Source organism: Kocuria sp. GQ42 (assembly GCF_059758435.1).
This window is the reverse complement of sequence record NZ_JCAXEN010000001.1, coordinates 13,861-38,413: the sequence shown is the minus strand read 5'-3', so window position 1 is coordinate 38,413 and position 24,553 is coordinate 13,861. Positions and strand designations below refer to the sequence as shown.

24 protein-coding genes are annotated in these 24,553 nt (G+C 72.4%); 7 read left to right on the top strand and 17 right to left on the bottom strand.

Translation table 11 applies throughout. The features are described from left to right. Positions 1-78: 78 nt before the first annotated feature. From AC6CH6_RS00180 to AC6CH6_RS00160, 5 genes are all read right to left on the bottom strand, one after another. A complete protein-coding gene (locus AC6CH6_RS00180) occupies positions 79-765 on the bottom strand; it encodes a prepilin peptidase (protein ID WP_498253641.1) in 687 nt (228 codons plus the stop codon). Positions 766-1,059: 294 nt separating this feature from the next. Then, entirely contained in the window at positions 1,060-2,877 is a 1,818-nt protein-coding gene (locus tag AC6CH6_RS00175) for a hypothetical protein (protein ID WP_498253640.1), read from the bottom strand. Positions 2,878-2,968: 91 nt separating this feature from the next. Further along, a complete protein-coding gene (locus AC6CH6_RS00170; protein WP_498253639.1) occupies positions 2,969-4,171 on the bottom strand; it encodes a glycosyltransferase in 1,203 nt (400 codons plus the stop codon). Positions 4,172-4,210: 39 nt separating this feature from the next. Further along, a complete protein-coding gene (locus AC6CH6_RS00165) occupies positions 4,211-5,410 on the bottom strand; it encodes a glycoside hydrolase family 26 protein (protein WP_498253638.1) in 1,200 nt (399 codons plus the stop codon). Between the two features lie 117 nt (positions 5,411-5,527). Beyond that, positions 5,528-6,091 carry a CGNR zinc finger domain-containing protein gene (locus AC6CH6_RS00160; protein ID WP_498253637.1) on the bottom strand — a complete coding sequence of 188 codons (564 nt, stop codon included), beginning with the start codon at positions 6,089-6,091 and terminating at the stop codon, positions 5,528-5,530. Between the two features lie 114 nt (positions 6,092-6,205). On the opposite strand from AC6CH6_RS00160, the gene AC6CH6_RS00155 reads away from it, so the two are divergent. Beyond that, complete coding sequence (locus tag AC6CH6_RS00155) at positions 6,206-6,421, top strand: hypothetical protein (RefSeq protein WP_498253636.1); 216 nt, start codon at positions 6,206-6,208, stop codon at positions 6,419-6,421. A 92-nt stretch (positions 6,422-6,513) separates the two neighbouring features. Here the strand turns inward: AC6CH6_RS00155 and AC6CH6_RS00150 are convergent, their stop codons facing one another. The 9 genes from AC6CH6_RS00150 to AC6CH6_RS00110 form a co-directional block, all read right to left on the bottom strand. Next, positions 6,514-7,680: a thiolase family protein gene (locus AC6CH6_RS00150; RefSeq protein WP_498253635.1), complete on the bottom strand. Its 1,167-nt coding sequence runs from the start codon at positions 7,678-7,680 to the stop codon at positions 6,514-6,516. Then, positions 7,661-9,070, bottom strand: a complete 1,410-nt coding sequence (locus tag AC6CH6_RS00145) for a class I adenylate-forming enzyme family protein (protein ID WP_498253634.1) — start codon at positions 9,068-9,070, stop codon at positions 7,661-7,663. Before AC6CH6_RS00145 ends, AC6CH6_RS00150 begins: the two co-directional genes overlap by 20 nt. Positions 9,071-9,156: 86 nt before the next feature. Next, complete coding sequence (locus tag AC6CH6_RS00140; protein WP_498253633.1) at positions 9,157-9,768, bottom strand: biotin transporter BioY; 612 nt, start codon at positions 9,766-9,768, stop codon at positions 9,157-9,159. Between the two features lie 81 nt (positions 9,769-9,849). Further along, entirely contained in the window at positions 9,850-10,602 is a 753-nt protein-coding gene (locus tag AC6CH6_RS00135; protein ID WP_498253632.1) for an energy-coupling factor transporter transmembrane component T family protein, read from the bottom strand. Beyond that, complete coding sequence (locus AC6CH6_RS00130) at positions 10,602-11,351, bottom strand: energy-coupling factor ABC transporter ATP-binding protein (protein WP_498253631.1); 750 nt, start codon at positions 11,349-11,351, stop codon at positions 10,602-10,604. The genes AC6CH6_RS00135 and AC6CH6_RS00130 overlap by 1 nt, the downstream gene beginning before the upstream one ends. 112 nt (positions 11,352-11,463) lie before the next feature. Then, positions 11,464-11,745, bottom strand: coding sequence for a CHY zinc finger protein (locus tag AC6CH6_RS00125; RefSeq protein WP_095651180.1), 282 nt, complete (start codon positions 11,743-11,745; stop codon positions 11,464-11,466). Positions 11,746-11,929: 184 nt separating this feature from the next. Next, positions 11,930-12,571, bottom strand: a complete 642-nt coding sequence (locus AC6CH6_RS00120; protein WP_498253630.1) for a LutC/YkgG family protein — start codon at positions 12,569-12,571, stop codon at positions 11,930-11,932. Then, entirely contained in the window at positions 12,568-14,238 is a 1,671-nt protein-coding gene (locus AC6CH6_RS00115; RefSeq protein WP_498253629.1) for a lactate utilization protein B, read from the bottom strand. The genes AC6CH6_RS00120 and AC6CH6_RS00115 overlap by 4 nt, the downstream gene beginning before the upstream one ends. After that, positions 14,235-15,086: a (Fe-S)-binding protein gene (locus AC6CH6_RS00110; protein WP_498253628.1), complete on the bottom strand. Its 852-nt coding sequence runs from the start codon at positions 15,084-15,086 to the stop codon at positions 14,235-14,237. The genes AC6CH6_RS00115 and AC6CH6_RS00110 overlap by 4 nt, the downstream gene beginning before the upstream one ends. Before the next feature lie 283 nt (positions 15,087-15,369). On the opposite strand from AC6CH6_RS00110, the gene AC6CH6_RS00105 reads away from it, so the two are divergent. Further along, positions 15,370-17,157: an L-lactate permease gene (locus AC6CH6_RS00105; RefSeq protein ID WP_498253627.1), complete on the top strand. Its 1,788-nt coding sequence runs from the start codon at positions 15,370-15,372 to the stop codon at positions 17,155-17,157. Positions 17,158-17,300: 143 nt separating this feature from the next. Further along, positions 17,301-18,020: a FadR/GntR family transcriptional regulator gene (locus tag AC6CH6_RS00100; protein WP_498254345.1), complete on the top strand. Its 720-nt coding sequence runs from the start codon at positions 17,301-17,303 to the stop codon at positions 18,018-18,020. 448 nt (positions 18,021-18,468) lie between these two features. Here AC6CH6_RS00100 and AC6CH6_RS00095 read toward each other — a convergent pair whose 3' ends face one another. Continuing rightward, a complete protein-coding gene (locus AC6CH6_RS00095; protein ID WP_368830584.1) occupies positions 18,469-19,152 on the bottom strand; it encodes a response regulator transcription factor in 684 nt (227 codons plus the stop codon). Between the two features lie 218 nt (positions 19,153-19,370). Here AC6CH6_RS00095 and AC6CH6_RS00090 point away from each other — a divergent pair, with 218 nt between their 5' ends. From AC6CH6_RS00090 to AC6CH6_RS00080, 3 genes are read left to right on the top strand one after another with little or no spacing between them, the layout of a single operon-like run. Then, complete coding sequence (locus AC6CH6_RS00090) at positions 19,371-19,502, top strand: hypothetical protein (protein ID WP_017832565.1); 132 nt, start codon at positions 19,371-19,373, stop codon at positions 19,500-19,502. A gap of 36 nt (positions 19,503-19,538) precedes the next feature. Further along, positions 19,539-20,756: a sensor histidine kinase gene (locus tag AC6CH6_RS00085; protein ID WP_498253626.1), complete on the top strand. Its 1,218-nt coding sequence runs from the start codon at positions 19,539-19,541 to the stop codon at positions 20,754-20,756. Beyond that, positions 20,753-21,094 (top strand): MGMT family protein, encoded by a 342-nt coding sequence (locus AC6CH6_RS00080; RefSeq protein WP_109268199.1) that lies wholly within the window; start codon positions 20,753-20,755, stop codon positions 21,092-21,094. The genes AC6CH6_RS00085 and AC6CH6_RS00080 overlap by 4 nt, the downstream gene beginning before the upstream one ends. 18 nt (positions 21,095-21,112) lie before the next feature. Here the strand turns inward: AC6CH6_RS00080 and AC6CH6_RS00075 are convergent, their stop codons facing one another. Together AC6CH6_RS00075 and purD are read right to left on the bottom strand one after the other, a co-directional pair. Continuing rightward, positions 21,113-22,093 (bottom strand): phosphoribosylaminoimidazolesuccinocarboxamide synthase, encoded by a 981-nt coding sequence (locus AC6CH6_RS00075; RefSeq protein WP_498253625.1) that lies wholly within the window; start codon positions 22,091-22,093, stop codon positions 21,113-21,115. After that, positions 22,090-23,412: a phosphoribosylamine--glycine ligase gene (gene purD, locus AC6CH6_RS00070; protein WP_498253624.1), complete on the bottom strand. Its 1,323-nt coding sequence runs from the start codon at positions 23,410-23,412 to the stop codon at positions 22,090-22,092. The genes AC6CH6_RS00075 and purD overlap by 4 nt, the downstream gene beginning before the upstream one ends. Positions 23,413-23,518: 106 nt before the next feature. Here purD and AC6CH6_RS00065 point away from each other — a divergent pair, with 106 nt between their 5' ends. Further along, the gene (locus AC6CH6_RS00065) at positions 23,519-24,550 is read left to right on the top strand and encodes an asparaginase (protein WP_498253623.1); all 1,032 of its coding nucleotides are present in this window, start codon (positions 23,519-23,521) and stop codon (positions 24,548-24,550) included. The last annotated feature ends 3 nt before the right edge of the window (positions 24,551-24,553 follow it).

Genomic DNA, 24,553 nt, shown 5'->3' with positions numbered 1-24,553 from the left:
ACAGCGACGCAATGCCTAGTGGGAGATGCATTCACGTGCATGGACGAAAGTTGGGGCGAGCTTGTCCCCCGAACGGCGTCAGTAGAGGCCCGGCAAGAGGTACTCCCGCGCCAGTAGCTCGCCCCAGACGACGGCCGCCAGGGCGCCAGCGAGCATCGACGGACCGAAAGGGACGTCGCTGCGCAGACCGCCTCGGCGAGACGCCAGGACGGCGAGCCCTACCACCATGCCGACCACCGACGCCAGCACCGCCCCGACGAAGAGGGCTCCCCATCCCTGGTAGCCGAGAAACAGGCCCAGCACGACGGCGAGCTTCACATCGCCCATGCCGAGCCCGGCCGGCGAGATGAGCGCGAGCGCGAGGTAGAGGACGAACAGCACGAGAGCGCCCAGCACGGCGCGCAGCAGCGCGCCCCAAGCGTTCTCGCCTGTGGCGGCGAGCGCGAGCAGCACGAAGCCGATGCCCAGTGCCGGCAGGACCACAGCGTTGGGCAGGAGGTGGTGGCGCAGGTCGATCACCGTGAGGACCACCGCGACCGCCGCGAAGAACGAGTACGCCGGAAGCTGCCAGCTCAGCCCGAAGAACGCGGCCACGAGAACGAAGAGCGCCGCCGTGGCGACCACCAGCAGTGAACGGGAGGGCGCAGAGGCGGGCTCGTCCGTGACAGGGCTGTAGCGGAGGACCACTCGCGGCAGGGACCAGCCCACAGCAGCGCCGACGAGACCGGCGGTGAGCACCAACCAGAGGGGTGCTGATCCGAGCATGGGCTCCACGAAGGCGCTCCTCCGGTCCGTGGGCGCTTCGGCTGACGCCCGGATGTGCAGTTGTCCCCCACTCAGGGGTCGTGTATGGGACCGAGACTAACCGAGCAATCGACTCCCCCGGTGTTGTGGCACGTCAATCGGTCATTGCGGAATTCACGGCTCTCAGCTCGAAAAGCCCCGACCGGAATTCTCGAGAAATACAGCGCATAGAAGCACCGGTTTAATTTCTCGTGCAGTGACAGGACAATCCTCGGTCGGAGGTGGCTGGGCCCTTCGGCCGCTGAGCTTTCGAGATCAGTTGACGACCCAGGACAGCACCGGCGGGACGAGGACGCACCCGAGCGCCATGAGAACGACGACCGCCCCCAGCACGGCCTGTTCCCGGCGTGCCGCCGCGGCACCTGCGAGCTCCAGCAGCGGGCGGGGGCCGAACTCCCAGTCGAGGGCCTCCTGCTCCCAATGGGTTCCGGCCAGCTCGTCGGCGCCGCTCAGCAGGCGCAGACGCTCGGAGGTGTCCGCGTTGTCACCATGATTGCGTGCGCCGAGCGGGGGCAGTGCCCAGGTGTGGCGCAAGCCCTGCAGGAGTGAGAGCACCGCCTCCAGCGGTTTGTTCTCGAGGTAGCTGTGCTGCGTCCAGGCCACCTTCGCCCGCTCGAGCGGAAGGCCGAGCGCCCCCTCGGTCCCGTCCCTGCGGATCTCGAAGGCCACTCGGTGCGCCCGCCAGCCGGGCGTCGCGGGCGGATCCACCGGCGCCGTGATCCGCGGGACGTGCAACCAGTGGAACGCCGCGACCACAGAAGGACGCGCGCCGCGACCCAGGAACAACACGCCGTTGCGCTCGACCACCACGGTGACGAGCCGGGGAAAACCAGCGTGGCGGGCACCGATGAAGAGGTCCGGGCGCAGCGACCGCAGGGCGCGCAGGAACTGCGCGTCGCGCCGACCCTGCAGCACCGTGTACATACTGAGCCCCTCGGCCGCCCGGAAGAAGGCCTGCGCCCGGGAACCGAGGAGAGCGGCCAGTGCGGCGCCGGCGATGGCGCCCATCAGGCCTGCGAGCACGATGAGCCTGCCCGAGAGCTCCAGTGCGGACGCCCGCGCCGACCACCAGAAGATCGCGATCGCGGCAATCGCCAGCACCGGCGCCAGCTGAGCCCGGTGCCCGCGCACCCACCAGGACCAGTCCTTGCGGGACAGGTGGTGCTGCTCGGCCTCGCCGGCAGTCCGGGGACGGCCCGGGCGCCGGGAGACGCTGAAGGACTGCCGCACGTCGTCCTCCCGTCCGGCGGTGGCAGGGGGCTGACGGCGGACGGCGTCCCCGGCGGGTCCCCACGAGGAGTACGGGGCGCTCAGCGCTGGAAGCCGGTCCCTCAGCTTCGAGAGTTCGGTGCGCAGCCGGTCGCCGTCGAGATCCGTGGGCGAGATGCCGTAGCCGTCCAGCCGCCCGCGCGCCGCCATGGTCACCAGCTTGTCGGGATCCGGTGGGGACCGCAGGAGGTGCTTGGCGAAGGCCGCGGTCATGAAGTGGCAGGCGTCGAGGGCGTCAGCGTAGGCGTCCATGCCGGAGTAGCCCATGGACGCGGTGATGTGGGCGGAGGTCTTGCTGAGCTGCACGGTCGCGAAGGACGCCGCGACGTCGAGCAGCAGGAACACGGCCGCCGCTCCGTACTCGTGGAAGCCCGTCTCCGCGAGACTGTCGCGCGGGGACAGCCCCAGAGCGCCCTGGACCCCTCGCACGGAACGGTCGAACATCGTGCTGCCGTGGGCTGTCCGGATCTCCCGGAACACCAGGGTGTCCAGCAGGCGGGCCCGGATCTGCGGGACCGGTGTGCTCGGGCGGTATCGGGACGCGGGGAACGCCGCGGCGTAGCGCGTGCCCAGGAATGCGGTGAGACCCCCGTGAGTTCCCACAGCCGGGCCGGCGATCATGCTGTCCGGACGGGCGAGCTCACGCTCGATCTCCCGCAGCGTCCGGAGGTCGAGCTCCCCGAGGAAGGCAAGGGCATGCTCCAGCTCCTGAGCCCCCTCTGCTCCGTCCCGCACCTGGGTGCGGGCCATGGCGCGCAACCGCTCCACTGCTGCGGCGCGTTCTGCCCGCTCGTTGCCGTCCATGCGTGTCCTTGCCCCTCGGTGCACCGGGCTCGGTACCGGGCAGTTGTGCATTCTCAAAAGCAAACTACACCGGGCGGGTGGCTTCCGAGGTTCAGCAGGAGGTGAGCACGGACAGTGCGGCCTCCAGTCCGCGCTCCTTCCGTACCTCGAGGCCCACCCGCTCGGCGGCGGGACGGCATCCGAGGGCGTCGCCGATCGCCGTGGTGAGCCGCTCGGCCGTCAGCTTCTTCTGCGGGATGGGCGCGGCGGCCAGGCCGATGCTGTGGAGCTGCCGGCCCCAGAACGGCTGGTCGGCCAGGAACGGGACCACCACGTGCGGGACGCCGGCGCGGGCCACGGTGTGGACGGTCCCGGCCCCGCCGTGGTGGATGGCCAGTGCGGCCCCCGGCAGCACCGCGTCGAGGGGCAGGGAGGGGACGGCGAGCACGTCGTCGCCCTGGAGGTCTCTCCGGAGGTCGTCCGGCAGCGCCAGGCCGCCCCACCCGGTGAGCAGCAGCGTCCGCAGACCGTGGACACGGGCGCTCTCCACCACCGCCCTCCCCCGAGCCAGCGGGTCCCCCGACGCCATGGAGCCGAAGGTCGCCACGAGGTAGGGCCCGCCCCGCAGGAACTCGCGCACGGCGGGATCGGGCTCCGGCACCGGGGCGTCGGCGTGCCAGGACCCGGTGAGGTGCACGGAAGCCGGCCAGTCGTCCGGGCGCGGCAGGAGCTGCGGGCTGATGGGCAGCAGGGTGGCCGCCGGGGCGGGAACGGCGGTCGGCCGGCCGCCGGGCAGCTGGGCGCAGGCCCGGTCGATGTCCCGCCGGAACATCCGCTCGGCGCCGCGGGCCACCGCGTAGGTCGCGCGGTTGAACCGGCCGAGGTCCCGGTTCACCACGCCGGGCGCCGGGAACCGCCGGGTGGGGGTGAGCACGGGAACGGCCTCCACCACCACGTGCGGGACGCCGAGGGCCTGCGCCACCGCGGGCGCCGTGAGCACCTTGGGGTGGTAAACCACCACGTCCGGCGCGAACGCGAGCGTCTCCCGCACGGCCGCGGCCAGCATCCGGCGCATGCCGGGGCCCACCTCGGTGCGGAAGTGCCGCACGGCCGTCCACGGCGAGATCCCGTGCTCCTGGACCAGCCGGTGGAAGTCCACCTCCAGACTGACGGTGTCCAGCCCGGACAGGTCCACGCCCGAGGAGTCGGGGAGGCCCAGGCGGACGTCGTGGCCGTGGCCGGCGGCGAAGCGGGCGAGGGCGGCGAACGGTTCCACGTCGCCGCGGGTGCCCGCGGTCAGCAGCATCATCCTCATGGACCCAGTGTGCTCCTGCCGCGCTCTGACCGCAGGGAGTCAGGAACCGGCCGGGGTGCAGCTCTCCACGGGGCCCCAGTGCAGCCACTCGGGCAGGTCCGCGGTGAAGGCGTCCCGGACGGCGGCAGTGTTGGTGGTCGTCCAGTCCACCGGCCCGTCGATCTCGACCTCGTGCTTGTCCCACTCGAACCAGCTGATCATCTTCAGCTGCGGGAAGTCCCGGGGAATCGACTCGTCGAAGACCTGGCCCCACCACGCCTGCTTGATCGCCAGCTCGTCCGCACCACCCTGCGCCGGGTTGTACAGGGCGGCGGTCTCCGGAATGGCCACGGGCTTGCCGCGCCGCTGCCCGTACTCGGCGTAGAAGTCGGGGACGGCGCGGTCGTCGCCGCCGGCGCCGGAGTAGGCGCCGGTGAGCTGGGCGGCGAACTTGCCGGGCTCGGGCAGCTCGTTCTCGCCCCAGGGGTGCTGGTCGCCCCAGTGGTACAGGGACATGCCCACCCAGTCCACGGCGTCGTCCCCCGGGTAGTAGGGGGCGTACGGGTCGTCGGCCATGGTCAGCGCGCCGTCCCCGTCGGTGTCGAGGCCCGCGAAGTCGGCGCTGCCGGGCTCGGCCTCGTGCTGCCCGCCGGCGAAGGGATAGCCGCCCCCGTAGTTCGGGGCCCACATCATCGCCGAGCCGGGGGCGTGCTCGTGCACCGCCTCCGCCACCCGCCGATAGGCCTCCACGTAGGCGGTCGGCTGGTGGCCCCAGGCGTACCAGGAGCCGTTCATCTCGTGGGCGAAGCGCACGACCACCGGCACCCCGGAGTCGTTGATCGCCGCGAGGTCGGTGGTCAGCTGCCGCACGGCGTCGACGGTGACCTCGGCGAGCCCGCCCTCGGGCTCGAGGGTCAGCAGCAGCATCCGGCCGTCGGCCCGGGCCTGGTCGGCCGCCATCCGCAGGTGGTCGTGCCCGCGCTCGTCGTAGGGGAATCCCGTGAAGGACACGGACACGGCGGGCCGGTGCCCCAGCCGGTCGGCGTAGTCGGCCAGCGGCTTGTCCTCCCAGTCGAGGTTCACGCCGTAGAGGGCGCCGGTCCCGGGAACCAGCTCGGACCGGTCGAGGACGGTGCACGAGGGAAGCGGCGCCGCCTGGACCTCCTCCTCGGGTTGGGAAGAGATCTGGGCGGCGAGGGTGCCGCCGCCCAGGGCGAGGGCGGCGACGAACACGACGGCGACGAGCGAGGATTCCTTCACCCCGTCAGCTTAGGAAGCACTCGATAGAAAATCATGGAGATAGGCGCCCGGCGGCCCGGTTCGTGACGAACGACGACGACGCTCCGCCCGCCGCACCGGCCGGTCAGACGGGCCGGCTCACGCCCCGGCGCCGGAGCCCAGGCGGTCGTCCGTGTCCGTGTCGGAGGCCTGGCGCCGGCGGTAGGCGGTCATGTTGGTGCGGTTGGCGCAGCGCTGGCTGCAGAAGCGCTTGGAGCGGTTGCGGGAGAGGTCCAGGAGCACCCCGTCGCAGTCCTCGGCCCCGCACTCGCGCAGCCGGTCCGTCTCGTCGGCACGGATCACATCCACGAGGGCGAACGCCGTCTCCAGGCGCAGGCGGGCGGCCAGGGGCGCGTCTGAGGGCGAGGCGTGCAGGTGCCAGTCCTTCCCGTCGTGCCGGGCCAGGTGCGGGGCGAGCTCGGTGGTGTCGAGCACGGCGTTGACCGCGTCCACCATGGCGTCCCGGTCCAGGGCCCAGACCCGCCGCAGCTCGCCGCGGACCTCGCGCACCTCGGCCAGCTCGTGCTCGTCGCGGTCGAAGCGCCCCGACCAGCCATGCTCCAGGAGGAGGGCCCGCAGCTGCGCGGTGGTCACCAGCTCGTCCTCCCCGGAGCGAGAGGCCCCCGGCGCGGTGTTCATCAGCGCCACGTCGGACTCGAGCACGTCTTCAGTGTCATAGGCAAAATGCACTTGACTACTTATCCCTTCCACGGCTAGCGTGAGTGTCATCAACAGTTTAGACCCTTACGCGACGATGGTCGCGAGAAGGAGCTCCTCATGGTCGGCGGACTCTACCTCCTGGCGCTGCTCTTCGTGTTCGCCACCGTGGGCCGGCAGTCCGTCCCGCGGCGCGAGCGCACGGCCCTGCGCAGCTGGACGCTGCGGGACGTGTACTACAACGTGCGGCGCGGCGTGACCGTGCTCGGCGAGCACGGCCCGTCCTACCCCGTCCTGGACGACGCGGAGCTCCCGGCGGCGCAGCGCTCGCGCTGAGCGGCACGCGGCCAGCAGGGACCACCGGTCCCGGTCGGGATGCACGACCTCGGTCAGGGCACGGAGTGTCCTCCGCGGCGCACCCGCTCCGGTCAGAGCGCGACCTTCTCGAACAGGGCCGCCGTGCCGATGCCGCCGGCCGAGCTGATCATCGCGACCAGCAGGCTCCCGGTGGGCAGGGCCCGTGACCGGGACAGCAGGCGCACCACGGACACCGCCCCGGAGGCGCCGTAGGCGTGGCCCAGGGCCAGGGCGCCGCCCTCGGCGTTGAGCACCTCCTCGTCGAGACCGAGGAGGTCCGTGCAGGCCAGCACCTGTCCGGCGAAGGCCTCGTTGAACTCGGCCGCCGCCAGCTCCTCCACCGCCACGCCCTGCTCCGCCAGCAGCTGCCGGGCGGCCACGGCGGCACCGATGCCCAGCCGCGCCGGGTCCACCCCGACCGTCACCGCACCGCGGAAGACGAGCCCGTCCCGCCGGCCCAGAGCTCGGGCCGTGGCCGGGTCGGTGACGAGCACGGCGGCCGCGCCGTCGGCGTCCCCGCAGGAGTTCCCGGCCGTGACCGTCCCGCCGGCCGCGAACACAGCCGGGAAGCGTGCCAGCAGCTTGGCGTTCAGCGCCCGGCGCGGGCCGTTGTCGGACCGCACCTCACCACGGGGTCCGTTGACCGGCACCAGCTCGTCCTCGAAGGCCCCCGCCTCCGCGGCGGCCAGCGCCCGCCGGTGGCTGCGCAGCGCGAAGGCGTCCTGGCGCTCGCGGTCGATACTGTGCTCGCGGGCGACCGTCTCGGCGGCCTCGCCCATGTCGGGATCGCCCAGGTGCTCCGGGGCGAACTGGGCGCGGCGGTAGAACTCGACTCCCCCGTCCTCGCGTCGTCGTCCGCGCAGCGGTGCGGTGCTGATGCTCTCCGCCCCGCCGGCGAGGAAGGCCCGGCCGGCCCCGGCCTGGGCGAAGCGGCAGGCCAGCACCACGGCGTCCAGGCCCGAGCCGCACTGCCGGTCGACCGTCAGGCCCGGCACGGACAGCGGCAGACCGGCCTCCAGGGCCGCGAGCCGGGCCAGGTTGCCGCCGGCGCCCACGGCGTTGCCCACGACCACGTCGGCGAGCCGGGCGGGATCCAGGCCCGAGTCCGCCAGCAGGGAGCGCAGCACCGGGGCCAGCAGCCGGTGGACGGGCACGCCCTCGAGCAGGGTCCCGGCGCGCGCCAGGGGCGTGCGCCGGCCCAGCACCAGCACGGGGGCATCAGCCGAGCGGTCGGACACGGGCGTCTCCTTCGAGGATCCAGTCGCGGAACACCGTGCGGCTGAGCTTGCCGTTCGCGGTCACCGGCAGCTCCCGGAGCTCCCAGTACTGCTGCGGGCGCTTGGCCGGGGCCAGCCGCCCGTCCAGTCCGGCCCGGATCCGACGCCGGTCCGGCCCGGCGTCGGCCGGGAGGATCCCGGCCACGATCCGCTGACCGCGGGCGTCATCGGGAAGGCCGGCAACGACGATGTCGCCCACTCCGGGCACCAGGGCCAGGGCTGCCTCGACCTCGTGCGGATAGACGTTGAGCCCGCCGGTGTTGATCATCTCCGCCGCCCGCCCCAGCACGTGCAGCTGCCCGTTGCGGAGGAAGCCCTGGTCCCGCACCGTGTGCAGGCCGCCGAGCCGGCCGAAGCCCTGGCCGTCGTCGCCCCAGAGGTAGCCGTCGCAGACCAGGTCCGAGCGCACACCGATCGCGCCCGTCACGCCCTCCGGCACGGGGTTCCCGGCGTCGTCCAGGACAGCCACGTCCACGCCGGGGAACGCCGTCCCCACCGCGGTGCCGGAGTCCTCGGCCGGCATCTCGGCGGGCTCGCCCGGGCGGTGGCAGCGCGCGGCGACGAAGCCGAGCTCGGCGGCACCGTAGTACTCCCAGATCGTGGCCTGCGGGGCCCAGCGCCGGGCCGCCGCGAACGTGGTGGGGTCCAGCTTCTGCCCGGCGCACACGATCGCCGTGACACCGCTCGCGTCGGCACCGGCGGCCAGGCCGCGCTCGGCGAGGACGCGCAGCACGGTGGGCACGAGCACGAGGCGGGTGACCCCGTGCCCGGTGATCGCGGCGTGGGCGGCGGCGACGTCGAAGCCCGGCAGGGTCACGAAGCCGGCCCCGGCGTACAGGCACTCGGTGAGGGCGTAGAGGTTCATGCTGGACGCCAGTGGGCCGGGGGCCAGCACGCGGTCCTCGGGTCCCAGACCGAAGTGCTCGACGGACGCCTCGAACGAGCGCCGCCAGGAGCCGCGGCTGCGCTGGAAACCCTTGGGCAGAGCCGTGGTGCCCGAGGTCAGGCCGATCAGGAAGGCCGAGGCGGGGTCGCCGTCGCGCAGTTCCGCCGGGGCCGGATCGGCGGGGAGGCGCGCCGCGCAGCGCTCCCGCACCTGCTCGGTCATGTCCTCCGGCCAGGACGGGTCCAGGACGGCGCACACGCGTTCCTCGGCCACCCCGGCGGCCCACCGGACGGCGAAGTCCGTGCCGTTGGTCTGCCGCAGGATCCCCGTGGGCTCGCCTGAGGCGGCCAGGGCCGCGGCCCCGGCGTGCAGATCACCCCAGGTCAGCTGGTCGTTCCCGCAGGCGACGGCGAGCTCCTGGGGGCGCTCCTCGGCCCAGCGGTTCAGGCGGTCCAGAAAGGGCATGTTCTCGTCCTCGGTGCTGGTCTCACGCTGCGGGTGCGGCAGTGAGTCGTGCATGACGGTTGCCGGCGAGTGGCGCTTCCCCGTGGTCAGCGGGCGGTGGGCGTCCCGCCCAGGAGCCGGCGGTAGCTGCGGTGGACGTTGAGCGCGGCCAGGGTCGCCACGACCGCCTTGAGCAGGTCCCCGGGAATGAACACGAGAGCGCCCAGCGCGGAGGTGGACAGCGGCAGCCCGGTGACCACGGCCGTCCACGGGATCCCGAAGGCGTAGATCACCGCGATGCCGCCCACGACCACGCTCAGCAGCACCGCGGCGAAGCGGGCGGCCCTGCCGGTGCGCCGGATCGCCCAGTACTGCACCAGCGCCCCGATGACCAGGGCCGCGGGGATCCACCCCACCAGGTAGCCGCCGGTCGGGCCGAGGAACACCCCGAGCCCGCCCCGGCCCCCGGCCAGCAGCGGCAGCCCGGCCAGCACCAGGGCGTGCAGGACGACGACGGAGAGCATGCCGCGCACCGGCCCGAGCAGGGCGCCGGCGAGCATCACCCCGAGGGTCTGCAGCGTGATGGGCACGGGGATGATGCCGACCGTGATCGGGGGCACGAGGCCCAGGGCGGCGATGAGGGCGGCGAACACTGCCACCAGGACGGTGTTCTGGGTGGTCTGGGAGCTGTCGGCGGTCCGGGAGGTCATGGTGGTCATGGGGTCCTTCGATCGGGGACGAGCGACTGGGCTCGAGCAGGCGGGGCGGAGACGTCTGGAACGGTCGGGTTGGGCCAGGGGTCAGTCGGTGGTGGTCCGGGGCGCGGCCCGTGGTGGGGGCGCGGAGTCGTAGCAGCGGGCGTCGAGGGCGGAGGCGATCTCCTGGGCCGACTCGAGGGTCCGCACCAGCAGGGGCACCAGCACGGCCACGGGGCTGTTGTGCAGCCCGCGGGCGAACTGGGCCTCGCGGACCTCGAGGTACTGGGTGCGGATCTGCGGGATGAACCGGATCGTCATCGACAGGGCCAGGCTCATCTGGGCCGGGTTCAGCCCCAGGTGCCGGGTCGGGGCCAGCAGCCGCTCGAACAGGGCCAGCATCTGGGCGAACGTGGTGGACAGGCTCACGGCCCAGGCGAACAGGCACAGGCTCAGCAGCCGCAGGGACGCCACCGCCGCCGCCTCCCAGGTCGTGGTGAACCCCAGCGTGAGGAAGACGATCCCCACGATGAGCAGCAGCCCGGCCAGCAGCCGCGCCAGGCGGGCGACCGGGGTGCGGGTCGCCCAAGCGGCGGCCACGGCCAGGCCGAAGACTGCGAGCTGGACGCCCAGGTGGGTCACGGCGTAGATGCCGAGGCTGGCGGCGAACAGGAACGCGAACTTGGGACCGGCCGGGATCCGTGCGAGCACACCAGTGGGCCCGGCATGGTGGAACCCACCGGCGCCGTGGGGCCGGGCGCCGTGGGGCCGGGCGCCGTGGGGCCGGGCGCCGTGGGGCCGGGCGCCGTGGGGCCGGTCGGCGCCGGTCGGGGCGTCCTGCTGCCGGGCCGCGCCCATCAGTCGCTGATCCCGCAGTAGAACGCGACGGCCGGTCCGGGGGCGCCGTCGAAGGCGATCCGGCCCTCGTGCACCACCAGCACCCGGTCGTAGCCGCCGATCAGCTCCAGGTCGTGGGTCACCACGACGGCCCGCTGGTCGAGCTCGTCGATGGTGGCCTGCAGCCGGCGCCGGTTGCGCCGGTCGAGCATGGTCGTCGGCTCGTCGAAGACGATCGTGGACGGCTCCATCACCAGCACCGAGGCCAGGGCCACCAGCTGCTTCTCGCCCCCGGACAGGGCGTAGGACTCCCGCTCGGCCAGGTGGGGAATGCCCAGCCGCTCCAGCACCCCGTCCACCCGGGCGGAGAGCTCGGCCCCGCGCAGGCCCAGGTTCTTCGCCCCGAAGGCGAGGTCCTCGGCCACCAGCGGCATCACGATCTGGTTCTCCGGGTTCTGGAACACGAAGCCCACCTGGCGCCGGATGCGCTTGGCGTCGGTCGCGGTGGACAGCCCGCCGATCTGCACGGTGCCCCGGGTGGGCAGCAGCAGCCCGTTGAGCAGGCGCACCAGGGTGGACTTGCCCGACCCGTTGAGCCCGATCACCGCGATGCGCTGTTCGTCCAGGCACAGGTCGACGTCGCGCAGGACGTCCTGGCCCTCCCGGGTGACCGTGACCCCGGTCAGCCGGATCTCCGAGGCCCGGGTCCCCGGCGGGGCGGAGGGCTCCGCCCGGCGGGACCGGTCCCGCAGCGGATGCTTGATCGACACCGTGGAAGCTGTCCTCTCCTCGTCCTGCTCAGCGGCGGGCGGCCGCTGCCGCGCCCCGGTGCGTCCCGGAGGCGCTGCCGCCACCCCCGGGACGCCTGGGTCCCGGGACGTCTCAGTCCCGGGGTGCCGGCTCGAAGTACAGATCGGCGTGCAGGGCGCAGCCCGGGTTGAACCGTGCCGCGCACCGCGGACAGCCGTCCACCGCCAGGTACTCCCGCACGGAGAGCTCGTGGCCGCAGACCCCGCAGAGCACGGCCTCGGCGTCCTGCTCCTCGACCGGCCACTGCGCCGCCGGGTGGCCGGCGGTCTCCTCGTGGCACAGATGACAAGGGTAGTACGCCCGGCAGCACCAGAACTTGATCGCGATCACGTCCAGCGGCGTGCGGTAGTGCACGCACCGCGTCTGCTCGTCGACAGGACGTCCCAGAACCCGTCTCACCGTTGCCCCTCCCGTGCCGCGGCCGGTCCGGCCCCTCCCTCGGGAGGTCCCGGACCGGCCGCTCGTGACTTCCGACGACGTCCACTGTACGGAGCCGCAGCTGCGCGGCGGAGGACCCTCGTGCGGTGCGGGCGGGAGCTCAGCCGAGCAGGATCACGTCCAGCCTCCGGGGCCCGTGCACGCCCTCCACCCGCTCGAGCTCGATGTCCGAGGTCGCGGACGGTCCGGAGATCATGGTGACCGGGGCCGTGGGCTCCACCAGGGCGAGGGCTTCGGGGATCAGCTCGACCACCGAGTCCAGCGGCACCACGCAGATGTGGTGGTCGGGGACCAGGCTGATCGCCCGGCGGCCCTCGTCCGGACGACCGGTGAGGAAGATGGTGCCGGTCTCGGCGCAGGAGACGGTCGAGGACGTCACCACGGCGTCCACGGCGTTGAGCTCCCGCACCCCGAGCGCGGAGGCCGCCCGGGCGTCGTTGGGGTCCACGATGACCCGCCGCATGCCGGACTCCTCGGGCAGCCAGGCACGGTCCAGGCCCTCGGGCACCACGTAGCGGGCGGAGGCGCCCAGCAGCTCGGCGATCCGTCCCGGCAGGGACGCGGGGGTCTCGTGGTGCACCGAGGCCTTGTAGTCGACCAGCCGGTCCTCGAGCATCTCGACGACCTCCTCGTGCGGCCGGTCCGAGGCGCGGCGGTAGCTGCGCTCCGCCGGTGCGGGCGCGGGCGTGTCGTGCAGCGCCCCGCGGATCCGGTTGAGGATCTCGGTCCTGGCGTCGGTCATCGCTCTCCCCCGTCGTGCTGAGTGTCGTCCGCGGGCCCGTCCTGCGGGCCGCCGGCGGCGCCCGCCGTGGCGGCGGCGCCGGCTGTGGCGTCCGCACCGTCGGTGACGGAGCCACCGTCGGCGGCCACCCGCTGCTGCGTCTCGTCGGCGTGCTTGGCCCACCAGTTGCGGAAGGACTCCTTCGGCGGGGCGGGGATGTCCCGCTCGTCGGTCCAGCCGCCGGCCGTGCCGGGCAGCCAGCTGATCGCCCGGTCCTTGCCCGCCACGGCCCGGCCCAGCGGGAGGGCCTTCTCGGCGAGCGCCATGCGCTTGCCGGAGGACATCACGAAGGACGCCCCCTTCATCATGAGGTCCATCTCGGACGGGGCCTGCGGCAGGCGCCGGGTCCGGGCCGGTGCCGCGGCGGCGCCGTCGTCGGAGCGTTCGCCGTGCTGGGTGCGCACGTCCTCGTCGCGCAGGTGCACGAGGATCTCGGGGATGTTGATCTTCACCGGGCACACGTCGTAGCAGGCCCCGCACAGCGAGGAGGCGTAGGGCAGGGAGGCGTTCTGCTCGGAGGTGATGCCGGTCAGCTGCGGGGAGAGGATCGCCCCGATGGGCCCCGGGTAGGTGGAGCCGTAGGCGTGACCGCCGGCCTGCTCGTAGACGGGGCAGACGTTCAGGCACGCCGAGCAGCGGATGCAGTGCAGCGCCGAGCGCCCGGCGGGGTCGTCGAGCACCGCGGTGCGGCCGTTGTCCAGGAGCACCACGTGCACGTTCTGGGGGCCGTCCCCCGGGGTCACGCCGGTCCACATCGAGGTGTAGGGGTTCATCCGCTCCCCGGTGGAGGAGCGCGGGAGCAGCTGCAGGAACACCTCGAGGTCCTGGAAGGTGGGCACGATCTTCTCGATGCCCATCACGGTGATCAGGGTCTCGGGCAGGGTCAGGCACATGCGGCCGTTGCCCTCGGACTCCACCACGGTCAGCGTCCCGGTTTCGGCCACGCCGAAGTTCGCCCCGGAGACCGCCACGGAGGTGGAGAGGAACTTCTCCCGCAGGTGGGTGCGGGCGGCCTCGGCGAGGTCCCGGGGCTCGGACGTGAGCGTCTCGTCGGTCTCGGCCATCTCGGCGAGGAAGATGTCGCGGATCTCGTGCCGGTTCTTGTGGATCGCCGGGACCAGGATGTGGGACGGCTTGTCGTGGCCCAGCTGGACGATCAGCTCGGCCAGGTCCGTCTCCGTGGCGGTGATCCCGTGGCCGGCCAGGTGCTCCTCGAGGCCGATCTCCTGGGTGGCCATGGACTTGATCTTGATGACGTCGGTGGACCCGGTGGCCTGCACGAGCTCGGTGACGATCCGGTTGGCCTCCTCGGCGTCGCGCGCCCAGTGCACGGTGCCGCCGCGGGCCGTGAGGTTGCGCTCGAACTCCTCGAGCAGGTGCGGCAGGTTCGCCATGACCTGCTCCTTGATCGCGGAGCCGGCGGAGCGCAGCTCCTCCCAGTCGGGCAGCTCCCCCGCCACCGCGGCGCGCTTGCCGCGGATCGTGTGGGTGGCGTGGCGGATGTTGGCGCGCATCTGCGTGTTGCCCATCTCGGCCTTCGCCGCGGCGGGGAACGCGGTCTGCGCGTGCAGGTTCCCCTGGCCGTGGACGGGGCGGACGGCGGGCATGCCCAGGGCCGTGCGGCTCATCGAGCACCTCCGGTCGTGCGGGGGGCCGAGGACTGCGCCGTGCGGCGCGCCCCCGGCCCCGGGATGGACAGCTCGACCGGCCCGGAGACCTCGAGCGGGTTCTCGCGGGTGGACGCGAGGATCTCGGCGAAGTGGACGGTGCCCGGCCCGGAGTCCCGGCGGGCCATGGCCCCGCCCAGGTGCATCAGGCAGGACGCGTCTCCCCCGGTGCACAGCTCGGCTCCGGTCGAGACGATGTTGTCGATCTTCTCCTCGGCCATCGCGGCGGAGACGTCCGGGTTCTTGAAGGAGAAGGTCCCGCCGAAGCCGCAGCACTCCTCGGCGTCGGGCAGCTCGACGAAGTCGATGTCCCCGACCGAGGCGACCAGGTCCTTCTGCCGGTCCCCCAGGCGCAGCAGCCGCATCCCGTGGCAGGACGGGTGGTAGGTCACCCGGTGGGGGAACCAGGAGCCGAGCTGCGCGGCCGCGTCGCGCACGCCGAGCACGTCGGTCAGCAGCTGCGAGAGCTCGTAGGTGGTGGCGGCGACGGCCGCGGCCTCCCGGGCGAGGTTCTCGTCGCCGCCGGCGCGGGCGATCATCGGCTGCTGGTGGCCCAGGGAGGCGACGCAGGAGCCCGACGGCGCCACGGCGACGTCGTAGTCCGCGGCGGAGAAGGCCGTCACGTGGTTGCGGACCACGGGCAGGGCGTCGTCGAAGTAGCCGCTGTTGACGTGCATCTGGGAGCAGCAGCCCTGGCCGGGCGGGAACACCACCTCGTGGCCGAGCCGCTCGAGCACCCGTACGGTGGCCAGCGCGACCCGCGGATACATCGCGTCCACGATGCACGTGGCGAACAGGGCGATTCTCATGGGACCTCCGGGGACGGGACAGGGTCGACGACGACGAGCTGCCGCATGTGGTCTGACCATAGTAGACGAGTGAGACGCGCGACACAACGAACGACGAGAACGCCGACTTCTCGCCGGTCAGGGGGTTGGGATTGTGATCTGCGTCATGTACTCTTTGTGGTCAGACCATTGTGGTCCGACCATAGCGTCGTGCCGATCTCCGAGCCGTCCCGCTCGCACCCGTCCTCTTCCGTCGCCCCGCCCCGCCCCGCCCCGTCGCGGCGGGTCCAGAAAGGATCTCTCCGTGGACAGTCTTGCTGTGCTGAGCCTCCTGGCTCTGCTGCCCCTCCTCCTGGTCGGCGTGCTCCTGGCCGGTTTCCGCTGGCCCGCGAAGTTCGCGATGCCGGTGGGCTACCTCGCGGCCGTCGTGGTGGCGCTGACCGTGTGGCAGATGAGCTTCACCGGAGTGCTGGCCGCCACCATCGAGGGCCTGATCGTGGCCATCACCATGCTCTACATCGTCTTCGGCGCCCTGCTGCTGCTCTCCACCCTCACCGTGGGCGGGGCCATGGCCACGATCCGGGCCGGATTCAACAACATCTCGGCCGACCGGCGGATCCAGGCCATCATCATCGGCTGGCTCTTCGGCTCCTTCATCGAGGGCGTCTCGGGCTTCGGCACCACGGCCGCGGTCGTGGCCCCGCTGCTGCTGGCCATGGGTTTCCCCGCGATGGCCGCCGTCATGGTGGGACTCATCGTCCAGTCCACCCCCGTGAGCTTCGGAGCGGTCGGCACCCCGATCCTCGTGGGTGTCGCCAACGGCCTGGGCGGTGATCCGGCGGTCGCCGAGCGCGTCGAGGTCCTGGGCGTGACCATGCCGGAGTTCGTCAACTCGATCGGCTTCTACACGGCGGCCATGCACGGCATCGTCGGCATCCTGATCCCGCTGATCCTGGTGACCCTGCTCACCGGCTTCTTCGGCCCCGACCGGCGCTTCCGCGACGGGCTGGCCGTCTGGCCCTTCGCCGTGTACGCCTCCCTGGCCATGACCGTCCCCTACGTGCTGGTGGCACGCTTCCTCGGCCCCGAGTTCCCCTCGATGTTCGGCGGGATCCTCGGCCTGGTGCTGGTGATGTTCACCTCCAGCAAGGGCTTCCTCATGCCGAAGGACACCTTCCAGTTCGGTCCCCGCGCGGACTGGCCCGCCCGGTGGATGGGCACCATCGAGCCGGCCGAGGCCACGGACGTGTCCACGCACATGAGCACGGTCCGCGCGTGGGCGCCCTACGCCCTGATGGCGGGCCTGCTGGTGGCCACCCGCGTCATCACCCCGCTGAAGGAGTGGCTGACCGGCCTGGCGATCCCCTTCGAGAACATCCTGGGCACCGAGATCAGCACCACGGTCCAGCCGTTCTACCTCCCCGGCTTCGTGCTGATCCTCGCCTCGGCCTTCGCCTACCTGCTGCACCGGATGAGCTCCCGGGAGATCAGCAGGACGCTCAAGGTCTCGGCCGGTCAGCTCGCGGGCACCGCCGCCGCACTGCTCTTCGCCGTTCCCCTGGTGCGCGTGCTCATCCAGTCCGGCCCGGCCCTCAACGACTCGGGGCTCTCCAGCATGCCGGTCACCCTCGCCGAGGGGGCCGCCGCGATCTCGGGCAGCTCCTGGCCCGTGATCGCGCCCTGGATCGGCGCGCTGGGCGCCTTCATCGCCGGGTCCAACACCGTGTCCAACCTGACGTTCTCCCAGTTCCAGTTCTCCACCGGCGTCGCGATCGGTCTCGACCGACCCGAGCTCGTGGTGGCCGCCCAGGCCATCGGCGGCGCCGGCGGCAACCCGATCGCCATCCACAACATCGTGGCGGCCTCCGCCACCGTGGGCCTGCTCGGGCGCGAGGGAGACCTGCTGCGCAAGACGATCATCGTGACCACCTACTACTGCCTCGCGGGCGGCGCGGTCGCGTACCTCTTCATCCACGGCGTGGGCCTCAACCTGGGCACCGCCATGCTGGTCCTGCTCGCCGCCGGGCTGGCCCTCATCGCCCGCCGGCTGATGCGCGTCGGCGCGCCCCTGGAGGAGCGGAGCCGCGTCTGATCCGGCACGCCGCGGCACCCCCGGGCACCACGCCCCCTGGCTCCGGCCGGCGGGCGTGGTGCCCGGGGCGTCCCCGCACCTCCCTAGACTGGTCCGCGTCCCGCCCATCCCCTGAGGAGCCCCCCGTGCCCGCAGCCGCACGCATGTACACCGTCGTCCTCGACTGGCTCGAGGAGCGCCTCCGCTCGGGCGAGATCTCGGTGGGCGACAAGCTGCCCGGGGAGCGCCACCTGGCCGAGGAGTTCGGCATCTCCCGCGCCTCGGTGCGGGAGGCGATCCGGATCCTCGACGCCATGGGACTGGTCCGCTCGTCGACCGGGTCCGGGCCGAACGCGGGGGCGATCGTCATCGCGGAGCCCTCGGCCGCGCTCGGGTGGGCGCTGCGGATGCACGTGGCCAACCGGTCGCTGCCGGTGCGGGACCTCGTGCAGACCCGGCTGCTGCTCGAGACCCAGTCCGCCCGCGAGGCGTCCGCCGCGGCGGAGACCCCGGGGCGGGCGGCGGCCCTCGGGCGCGCCGCGGAGCTCGTGGCCGCCATGGAGGACCCGGACCTGCCGGACGAGCACTTCCACGCCCACGACGCGCAGTTCCACATCCTGCTCGCCTCCCTGGCCGGCAACGTGGTGGTCGAGACGATCATGGCCTCGCTGCGCCAGGCCACCATCGGGTACGTGCAGGAGACCGTCGCCGGTCTGGACGACTGGCCGCAGGTGCGCCGCACCCTGCAGGAGCAGCACCGCGAGATCCTGCGCGCCTTCCAGGAGCGCCGGGGCGAGGACGCCGCCGCCGCGCTGCGGGAGCACATCACCTGGTTCTTCGGCCACAGCGCCGCCGCCCTGGAGGAGCAGGACCGGCGGGCGTGACCGGACGACCCTGAGGGCTCGGGCCCCCGGGCCCGGTGGATCGACCCGGCAGAGGCGCCGGACGCACGAGAACGGCCCCACCGGTTCCGGTGGGGCCGTTCTCGTTGGTGAGGTCCGCGGAGCAGATGTTGCACGGTAGGGGGCCATCGGCCGAGGGGGGGGGTGCAAGGTGATCCAGGCCTTGCGCGGCCACATCCCGGGTCCAGGGGGGACTGTCCCGGGGCGGCCCCCTACCGTGAGCAGGTCGGTGGACCATCCGGTCCGGAGCTCGGCCTCATGGGGGGGGTTGGGCCGTGCACCGTGGGGATGTCTCTCACTCATCCACCGACTTTTCTTCTCTGCTCGCACTGATCACTATGCCGGGTTTGCTAATGCAGATGAATGCACTTTCGTCTACAACTCTCCTGGACTTCCGTCCGGACCCGGGACCGTCGAGGGGGCCAGTGACTCAGAGATCGCGCAGCTGCGGATCCACGAGCCCGCTCTGGTACGCCTTGATCAGCGCCTGCACCCGGTCGCGGACGCCGAACTTCTCACAGACCCGCCCGAGGTAGGCCTTCACGCTGCCCTCGGAGACGTGCATCTGCTCGGCGATCTCCCGGTTGCTCAGACCCTGCGCCAGGAGCGTCACGGTCTCCATCTCCCGGTCGGTCAGCAGGGAGCGCAGCCCGCTGTCCGCCGAACGCGCCGGCTGCTGCTGATCCGGCACGGAGATGACGTTGTCGGCGAGCGCCCGGGCGATCGCCGGGGAGAGGGCGATCTCGTTGTTGAGCACCTGGTGCACCGCGTCGATGATCTCGTCGGGCCGGGCGTCCTTGACGAGGTAGCCGGCCGCACCGGCCCGGAGAGCCGGCACCACGAACTCCAGCGTGGAGAACGTGGTGAGGGCCAGCACCTTGGATCGGGGGCTCCGCGAGGTGATCTCCCGGGTGGCCTCGATCCCGTCCATCACGGGCATCTTCATGTCCATCAGCACCACGTCCGGGTCGATCGCCAGACATCGGTCGACGGCCTCCCGTCCGTTGGACGCCGTCCCGATCACCTCGAACCCGGGCTCAGCGGAGAAGAAGGACTTCAGGGCCTCCAGCATCAACGGCTGATCGTCCACGACGAGCACTCTGCATTCAGTCACTCGCACAGTCTATTTTTCGATGTCCCCCAAAGTGCAACACGTCATAATCGACAAAAGTCACAAATGGTCTGGACAAAGGTCGATAGGTTCGTTCGGTTAACGTTGGCAAAATGGAATGCACCAGGGCAGCACGCCCCCCTGGCAGCCGGGAGATCTCTCCCCCACCCCGGCCGCCACCCCCCGATCCGGTGCTGTCCTCGTGATCCAAGGAGCCCCCCATGAAGAAGAAGATCCACAGCGCCATCGCCGCCACGCTCGTTGCCGCCACCCTGGTGGCCGTCCCCATCGCCCCTGCGAACGCCGCACCGCGTTACGTGGTGTGTGGCTGGTGGCCCGCGATCTGCCGATGAGGTATCACTTCAGGTGTGGCTAATGTAACTGCATCGTTGGAACGCGCACCGCGCACAGCCGAGAAGACCTCGTTCTTCCACGCCGAGCCTCTTGCTTGGTGGCTGTCCGCGGTGCTCGTCCTTTTTGCCCTCGTGACCATGATGGACGATCTGCGGTATCTGCTCAGCAACTTCAATGGTTCTGCACCTCTGGAGATCATGTTCGCCGTGGACAGCGTCCTGTCATATGCCGTCATCGGTCTCGTTGCATGGCGGTCCACCTGGGCGTCCGTGGCGTCGATCTCCTGCTTGATCTCATCGCTGATCCTGCACGACAACGGGGCCGCGATCATCGCCGCCGCCGTGGTGACGGTGTCCGTCCTGGCTACTGCGACGGACCGGTTCATCAGGGTTCATCTCCTCGTCTACTTCGCCTGGATCGTTGCGGCCGCGTCGGTCCGCGAGGGAGGGTTCGACGGGACCGTCTTCTGGAATCTGCTCATCCCCCTGCTCGTGGTGACCCTCGTCGGAGGTGCCGTGCGCTACTTCGCGCAGCAGCGGCGACGCAGTGAGCAACGGGTCCGGGACCTCGAGATCCTCAATGTGCGGCTCCGGGAGGACGAGCGGCAGGCGTTGGCCCGCGACCTGCACGACGTCGTCGCCCACGAGCTCACCCTCATCACTATGCAGACCATGAGCCGGCGCCGCTCCGGCGACGTCGGCGAGCTGCATCAGGTCCTCGAAACCGTGGAGGGTGCCGCGCGCTCGGCCCTGCACGAGCTGCGGGTGCTGCTGCGTCTGCTGCGCAACGAGAACGACGAGGAGCATCCCCGCGACGTCACGGGGGCCGGCCTGGCCATCGGCAGTCTGGAGCACGTGGTCACGTCCCTCGCGGCGAGCCTGCGGGACCTGCGCTTCGAGCCTGAGGTGGTCATCACGGGCGACCTCGAGGCCATGCCCACCACGGTGCGCGGCACGGCCGCCCGCATCCTGCAGGAGGCGGTCACCAACATCATCAAGTACGCCCCGGCCGGCTCCCGCTGCCGGATCGAGGTGACGGCGGACGAGCACGAGCTGTGCCTGCGCGTGGCGAACCCCATGCCGCGCAGCACCCAGCGCACGGGCGACCACTCCTCGGAGATGTCCTCGGGGCTCGGCCTGCGGGGCATCACGGAACGTGTCTCCCTGCTGGGCGGTCACGCCGAGAGCGGTGCCGCGGACGGCCAGTGGGTCCTCGACGTGTGCCTGCCGGTGGACCGCAGGGAAGCCCTGTGACCGAGCGCGCCGAGCCGGACCCCGGTCTGGCACGGCGCGTGGCGGACGTCGTGGCCGCCATCCCGCCGGGCCGGGTGCTGTCCTACCGGGACGTCGCGGAGCTCGCGGAGTGCCGCTCCGCACGCCTCGTGGGCACGCTCATGGCGCGCAACCCCACCGGCGAGGACCTCCCGTGGTGGCGGGTGGTCACCGTGCAGGGCACCCTCGCCGACCACCTGCAGGCCGAGGCCCGGGACCGGTACCGCGAGGAGGGCACTCCCCTGCGGGAGGACGACCGGCACCTCGTGCGCGTGGACATGGGCCGCGCCCTGTGGACGCCCGACTCCCCCGGCGCCTGACGCCGCCCGGCGCCGGCGTCAGTACTCGAGCGGGCCGGCCACCTCGAAGAAGTTGCCGTCCGGGTCGAAGGTGCGGCCGGTGAGCCGCTCGAACGCCTCGACGTAGCGCGCGCGGGTCCGCTCCACCACCTGCTCCGGCAGCGGGGGCACGGGGCCGGTCCCGTTCCAGCCGGACTCGTCCGAGCGCAGCCAGTCCCGCACGTACTGCTTGTCGAACGAGGGCTGGGCCTTGCCGGGCTCGTAGGTCTCGGCGTCCCAGAAGCGGGAGGAGTCCGGGGTGAGGACCTCGTCCCCGAGGGTGATCGCACCGCGGTAGGAGTCCAGGCCGAACTCCACCTTGGTGTCCGCCACGATGATCCCCCGCTCGCGGGTGATCCGCTCGGCGGCGGTGTAGATCTCCAGGGTCAGCTCGCGCAGCCGGTCCGCCACCGCGTGGCCCACCCCGTCGGCCATCTCCTGGAAGGTGATGGGGAGGTCGTGCTCGCCCACCTCCGCCTTGCCGGTCGGGGTGAAGATCGGCTCGGCGAGCCGGGAGCCGTCCACGAGCCCCGGGGGCAGCTCGATCCCGCAGACCTCACCGGTCTCCCGGTAGTCCTTGAGGCCGGAACCGGTCAGGTAGCCGCGGGCGATGCACTCGACGGGGAACATCGACAGGTTCTTGCAGACGATGGCCCGCCCCCGGACGGACTCGTGCACGTCGGTCGACAGGACGTGGTTGGGCACGGCCGCGAGCTGCTCGAACCACCACAGGGACAGCTGCGTCAGGATCTTGCCCTTGTCCGGGATCTCCGTGGGGAGGATCTCGTCGAAGGCGCTGATCCGGTCGGTGGCCAGCACCAGGACCGAGCCGGCCCGGTATTCGGCGTCGTCGTAGATGGCCACGCCCGTGGCCCGCAGCCGCGACTCGTCGGGGACGTAGAGCTCCCGGACCTTGCCCGAGTAGATGTGCCTCCACCCGGGGATCTCGGGTGGGGTGGTGACGGTGCCCTGCTCGCTCATGCCTGCTCCTGACGGGGACGGGGGGCGGAGGCGCCGGGAACGGTGACCAGCCCCCGGGCGGCCTTCAGCGCGATGTCGGTGCGGTGCTGCGAGCCCTCGAGCGCCACGAGCCCCACGCCCCGGTAGGCGCGCTCGCGGGCGTCGTCGAGGTCCGCGCCGAGGGCCACGACGGCGAGCACCCGCCCGCCGGCGGAGACGATCCGCCCGGCGTGCTCGCCCTCCGGGGCCACCGCGGTGCCGGCGTGGACCACGTGCACGCCCTCGAGCGCCTCGGCGTCCTCCAGCCCGCCGATCGGGTCGCCCTTCCGGGGGCTGTCCGGGTAGTCCTGCGCGGCGACGACCACCGCGACGGCCGTCTCGGGCCGCCAGCGCAGCCGCTCGGCCTCGTCGAGCCGCCCGGCGGCGGCGTCGTGCAGCAGCCGCCCGAGCGGGGTGGTGAGCCGGGCCAGCACGGCCTGGGTCTCGGGGTCCCCGAACCGGGCGTTGAACTCGATGACCCGCAGACCGCGGGTCGTCACGGCCAGCCCGCAGTACAGCACGCCCACGAACGGGGTGCCGCGGCGGCGCATCTCGTCGACCGTGGGGCGGGCCACGCGCTCCACGACCTCCTCCACGAAGCCCTGCGGCAGCCACGGCAGCGGCGTGTAGGCGCCCATCCCGCCGGTGTTGGGGCCCTCGTCGTCGTCGTGGATCCGCTTGAAGTCCTGCGCGGGGCTCAGGGGGATCACGCGGGAGCCGTCGGTCAGCACGAACAGGGACACCTCGGGCCCGTCGAGGAACTCCTCGATCACCACGCTCCCGCCCGCGGCGAAGCAGGCGGCGGCGTGCTCGAGCGCCGCCGTGCGGTCGGCGGTGACGACCACGCCCTTGCCGGCGGCGAGCCCGTCGTCCTTGACCACGTATGGGGCGCCGAAGGTGTCGAGGGCGTCGGCGGCCTCCTCCTCCGTGGTCGCGACCCGCGCCATCGCGGTGGGCACCCCCGCGGAGGCCATGACCTCCTTGGCGAACGCCTTGGAGCCCTCGAGCCGCGCCGCGGCCCGCGAGGGACCGAAGACGAGGAAGCCGGCCTCGCGCAGGGCGTCGGCCACCCCGGCCACCAGCGGGGCCTCGGGGCCGACGACGACGAGGTCCACCGCGAGCTCGCGTGCCAGCGCGGTGGCCGCGGCGGGGTCGTCGGCGTCCACGGCGTGCACCGGGACGAGCTGCGCGATCCCGGCGTTGCCCGGCGCGCAGTGCACCTGCTCGACCTCGGGATCTGCCAGCAGTGCGCGGATGATTGCGTGTTCGCGGCCTCCGGGGCCCAGTACCAGAACCTTCACGCCCTCAGGCTAGTTGGCGGCACCGGGAAGTGGCACATCGTTCCCGGCATGCGGGCACGGCCCCGGCCCCGCCGGGAATTCCCGTCCCCGCTGACATACTGGGGCGATGCAGACCTTCACCTCGGACCGTGCCGTGGACCTCGCCGTGCTCGAGCGCAGCGGCTTCGTCGAGTCCCGCCACCGCGGCTCCGCCGTGGTCCTGGACCCGGACGGGGCCGTGGCCGTCGAACTGGGCGACATCGGCACCCCGATCTTCCCCCGCTCCACGCTCAAGCCGTTCCAGACCATCGCCGCCATGAAGGCCGGCGTCCCGCTGCGCGGGGCCCAGGTGGCCATCGCCTCCGCGTCCCACATCGGCTCCTTCGAGCAGCTCGACGCCGTGAGCTCGATCCTGACGGCCGCCGGCCTGACCGAGGACGCGCTCCAGTGCCCGCCGGACTGGCCCGAGGACGAGGAGGTCCGCACGGAGCTCGTGCGGGCCGGCCGCGGCAAGAACCGGATCTGCATGAACTGCTCCGGCAAGCACGCCGCGTTCCTGTGGGCCTGCACCGAGAACGACTGGCCCACGGACAGCTACCTGGACCCCGAGCACCCCCTGCAGCGGACCGTGCTGGAGACCGTCGAGGAGTTCTCCGGCGAGCGCGTGGCCCACGTGGGCGTGGACGGGTGCGGCGCCCCCCTCGCGGCGATCTCCCTGACCGGCCTCGCCCGGGCGTACTCGACGCTGGGCCGGGCCGCGGGCAACCTCGACGCCGACGCCCGCGCCGCCACGGTCTCCCAGTGCATGCTCGACTACCCGGAGCTCGTGCACGGGCGGGGCAGGTACAACACCGTGGTCATGGAGGAGCTGGACGTCGTGGCGAAGCTCGGCGCGGAGGGCGTGCTCGCGCTCGGCACCCGCACCGGGTGGTCCGTGGCGCTCAAGGTCCTCGACGGCGGGTCCCGCGCCAACGCGCTCATCGGCCTCGCCCTGCTCGCCCACGCCGGGGCCGTGCCCTCCGCGGCGGCCGCCGCGGTGATCGGGCAGGTGGTGCGCCCGGTCATGGGCGGGTCCCACCCCGTGGGCCGGCTCCGCCTGGCGGACCCCCTCCTGGAGCTGCTCGGCCCGGAGCTGGTCCGGGCGCTCGGGCAGGATTAGGCC

Excerpts from the sequence above, each read along its gene's own strand:
- AC6CH6_RS00090 (WP_017832565.1), top strand. The coding sequence starts at position 19,371 with ATGAAGAAGAAGATCCACAGCGCCATCGCCGCCACGCTCGTTGCCGCC.
- AC6CH6_RS00145 (WP_498253634.1), bottom strand. The coding sequence starts at position 9,070 with ATGCCCTTTCTGGACCGCCTGAACCGCTGGGCCGAGGAGCGCCCCCAG.
- AC6CH6_RS00170 (WP_498253639.1), bottom strand. The coding sequence starts at position 4,171 with ATGAGGATGATGCTGCTGACCGCGGGCACCCGCGGCGACGTGGAACCG.
- AC6CH6_RS00140 (WP_498253633.1), bottom strand. The coding sequence starts at position 9,768 with ATGACCACCATGACCTCCCGGACCGCCGACAGCTCCCAGACCACCCAG.
- AC6CH6_RS00100 (WP_498254345.1), top strand. The coding sequence starts at position 17,301 with ATGTACACCGTCGTCCTCGACTGGCTCGAGGAGCGCCTCCGCTCGGGC.
- AC6CH6_RS00120 (WP_498253630.1), bottom strand. The coding sequence starts at position 12,571 with ATGACCGACGCCAGGACCGAGATCCTCAACCGGATCCGCGGGGCGCTG.
- AC6CH6_RS00075 (WP_498253625.1), bottom strand. The coding sequence starts at position 22,093 with ATGAGCGAGCAGGGCACCGTCACCACCCCACCCGAGATCCCCGGGTGG.
- AC6CH6_RS00115 (WP_498253629.1), bottom strand. The coding sequence starts at position 14,238 with ATGAGCCGCACGGCCCTGGGCATGCCCGCCGTCCGCCCCGTCCACGGC.
- AC6CH6_RS00180 (WP_498253641.1), bottom strand. The coding sequence starts at position 765 with ATGCTCGGATCAGCACCCCTCTGGTTGGTGCTCACCGCCGGTCTCGTC.
- AC6CH6_RS00135 (WP_498253632.1), bottom strand. The coding sequence starts at position 10,602 with ATGGGCGCGGCCCGGCAGCAGGACGCCCCGACCGGCGCCGACCGGCCC.
- AC6CH6_RS00065 (WP_498253623.1), top strand. The coding sequence starts at position 23,519 with ATGCAGACCTTCACCTCGGACCGTGCCGTGGACCTCGCCGTGCTCGAG.
- AC6CH6_RS00175 (WP_498253640.1), bottom strand. The coding sequence starts at position 2,877 with ATGGACGGCAACGAGCGGGCAGAACGCGCCGCAGCAGTGGAGCGGTTG.
- AC6CH6_RS00155 (WP_498253636.1), top strand. The coding sequence starts at position 6,206 with ATGGTCGGCGGACTCTACCTCCTGGCGCTGCTCTTCGTGTTCGCCACC.
- AC6CH6_RS00110 (WP_498253628.1), bottom strand. The coding sequence starts at position 15,086 with ATGAGAATCGCCCTGTTCGCCACGTGCATCGTGGACGCGATGTATCCG.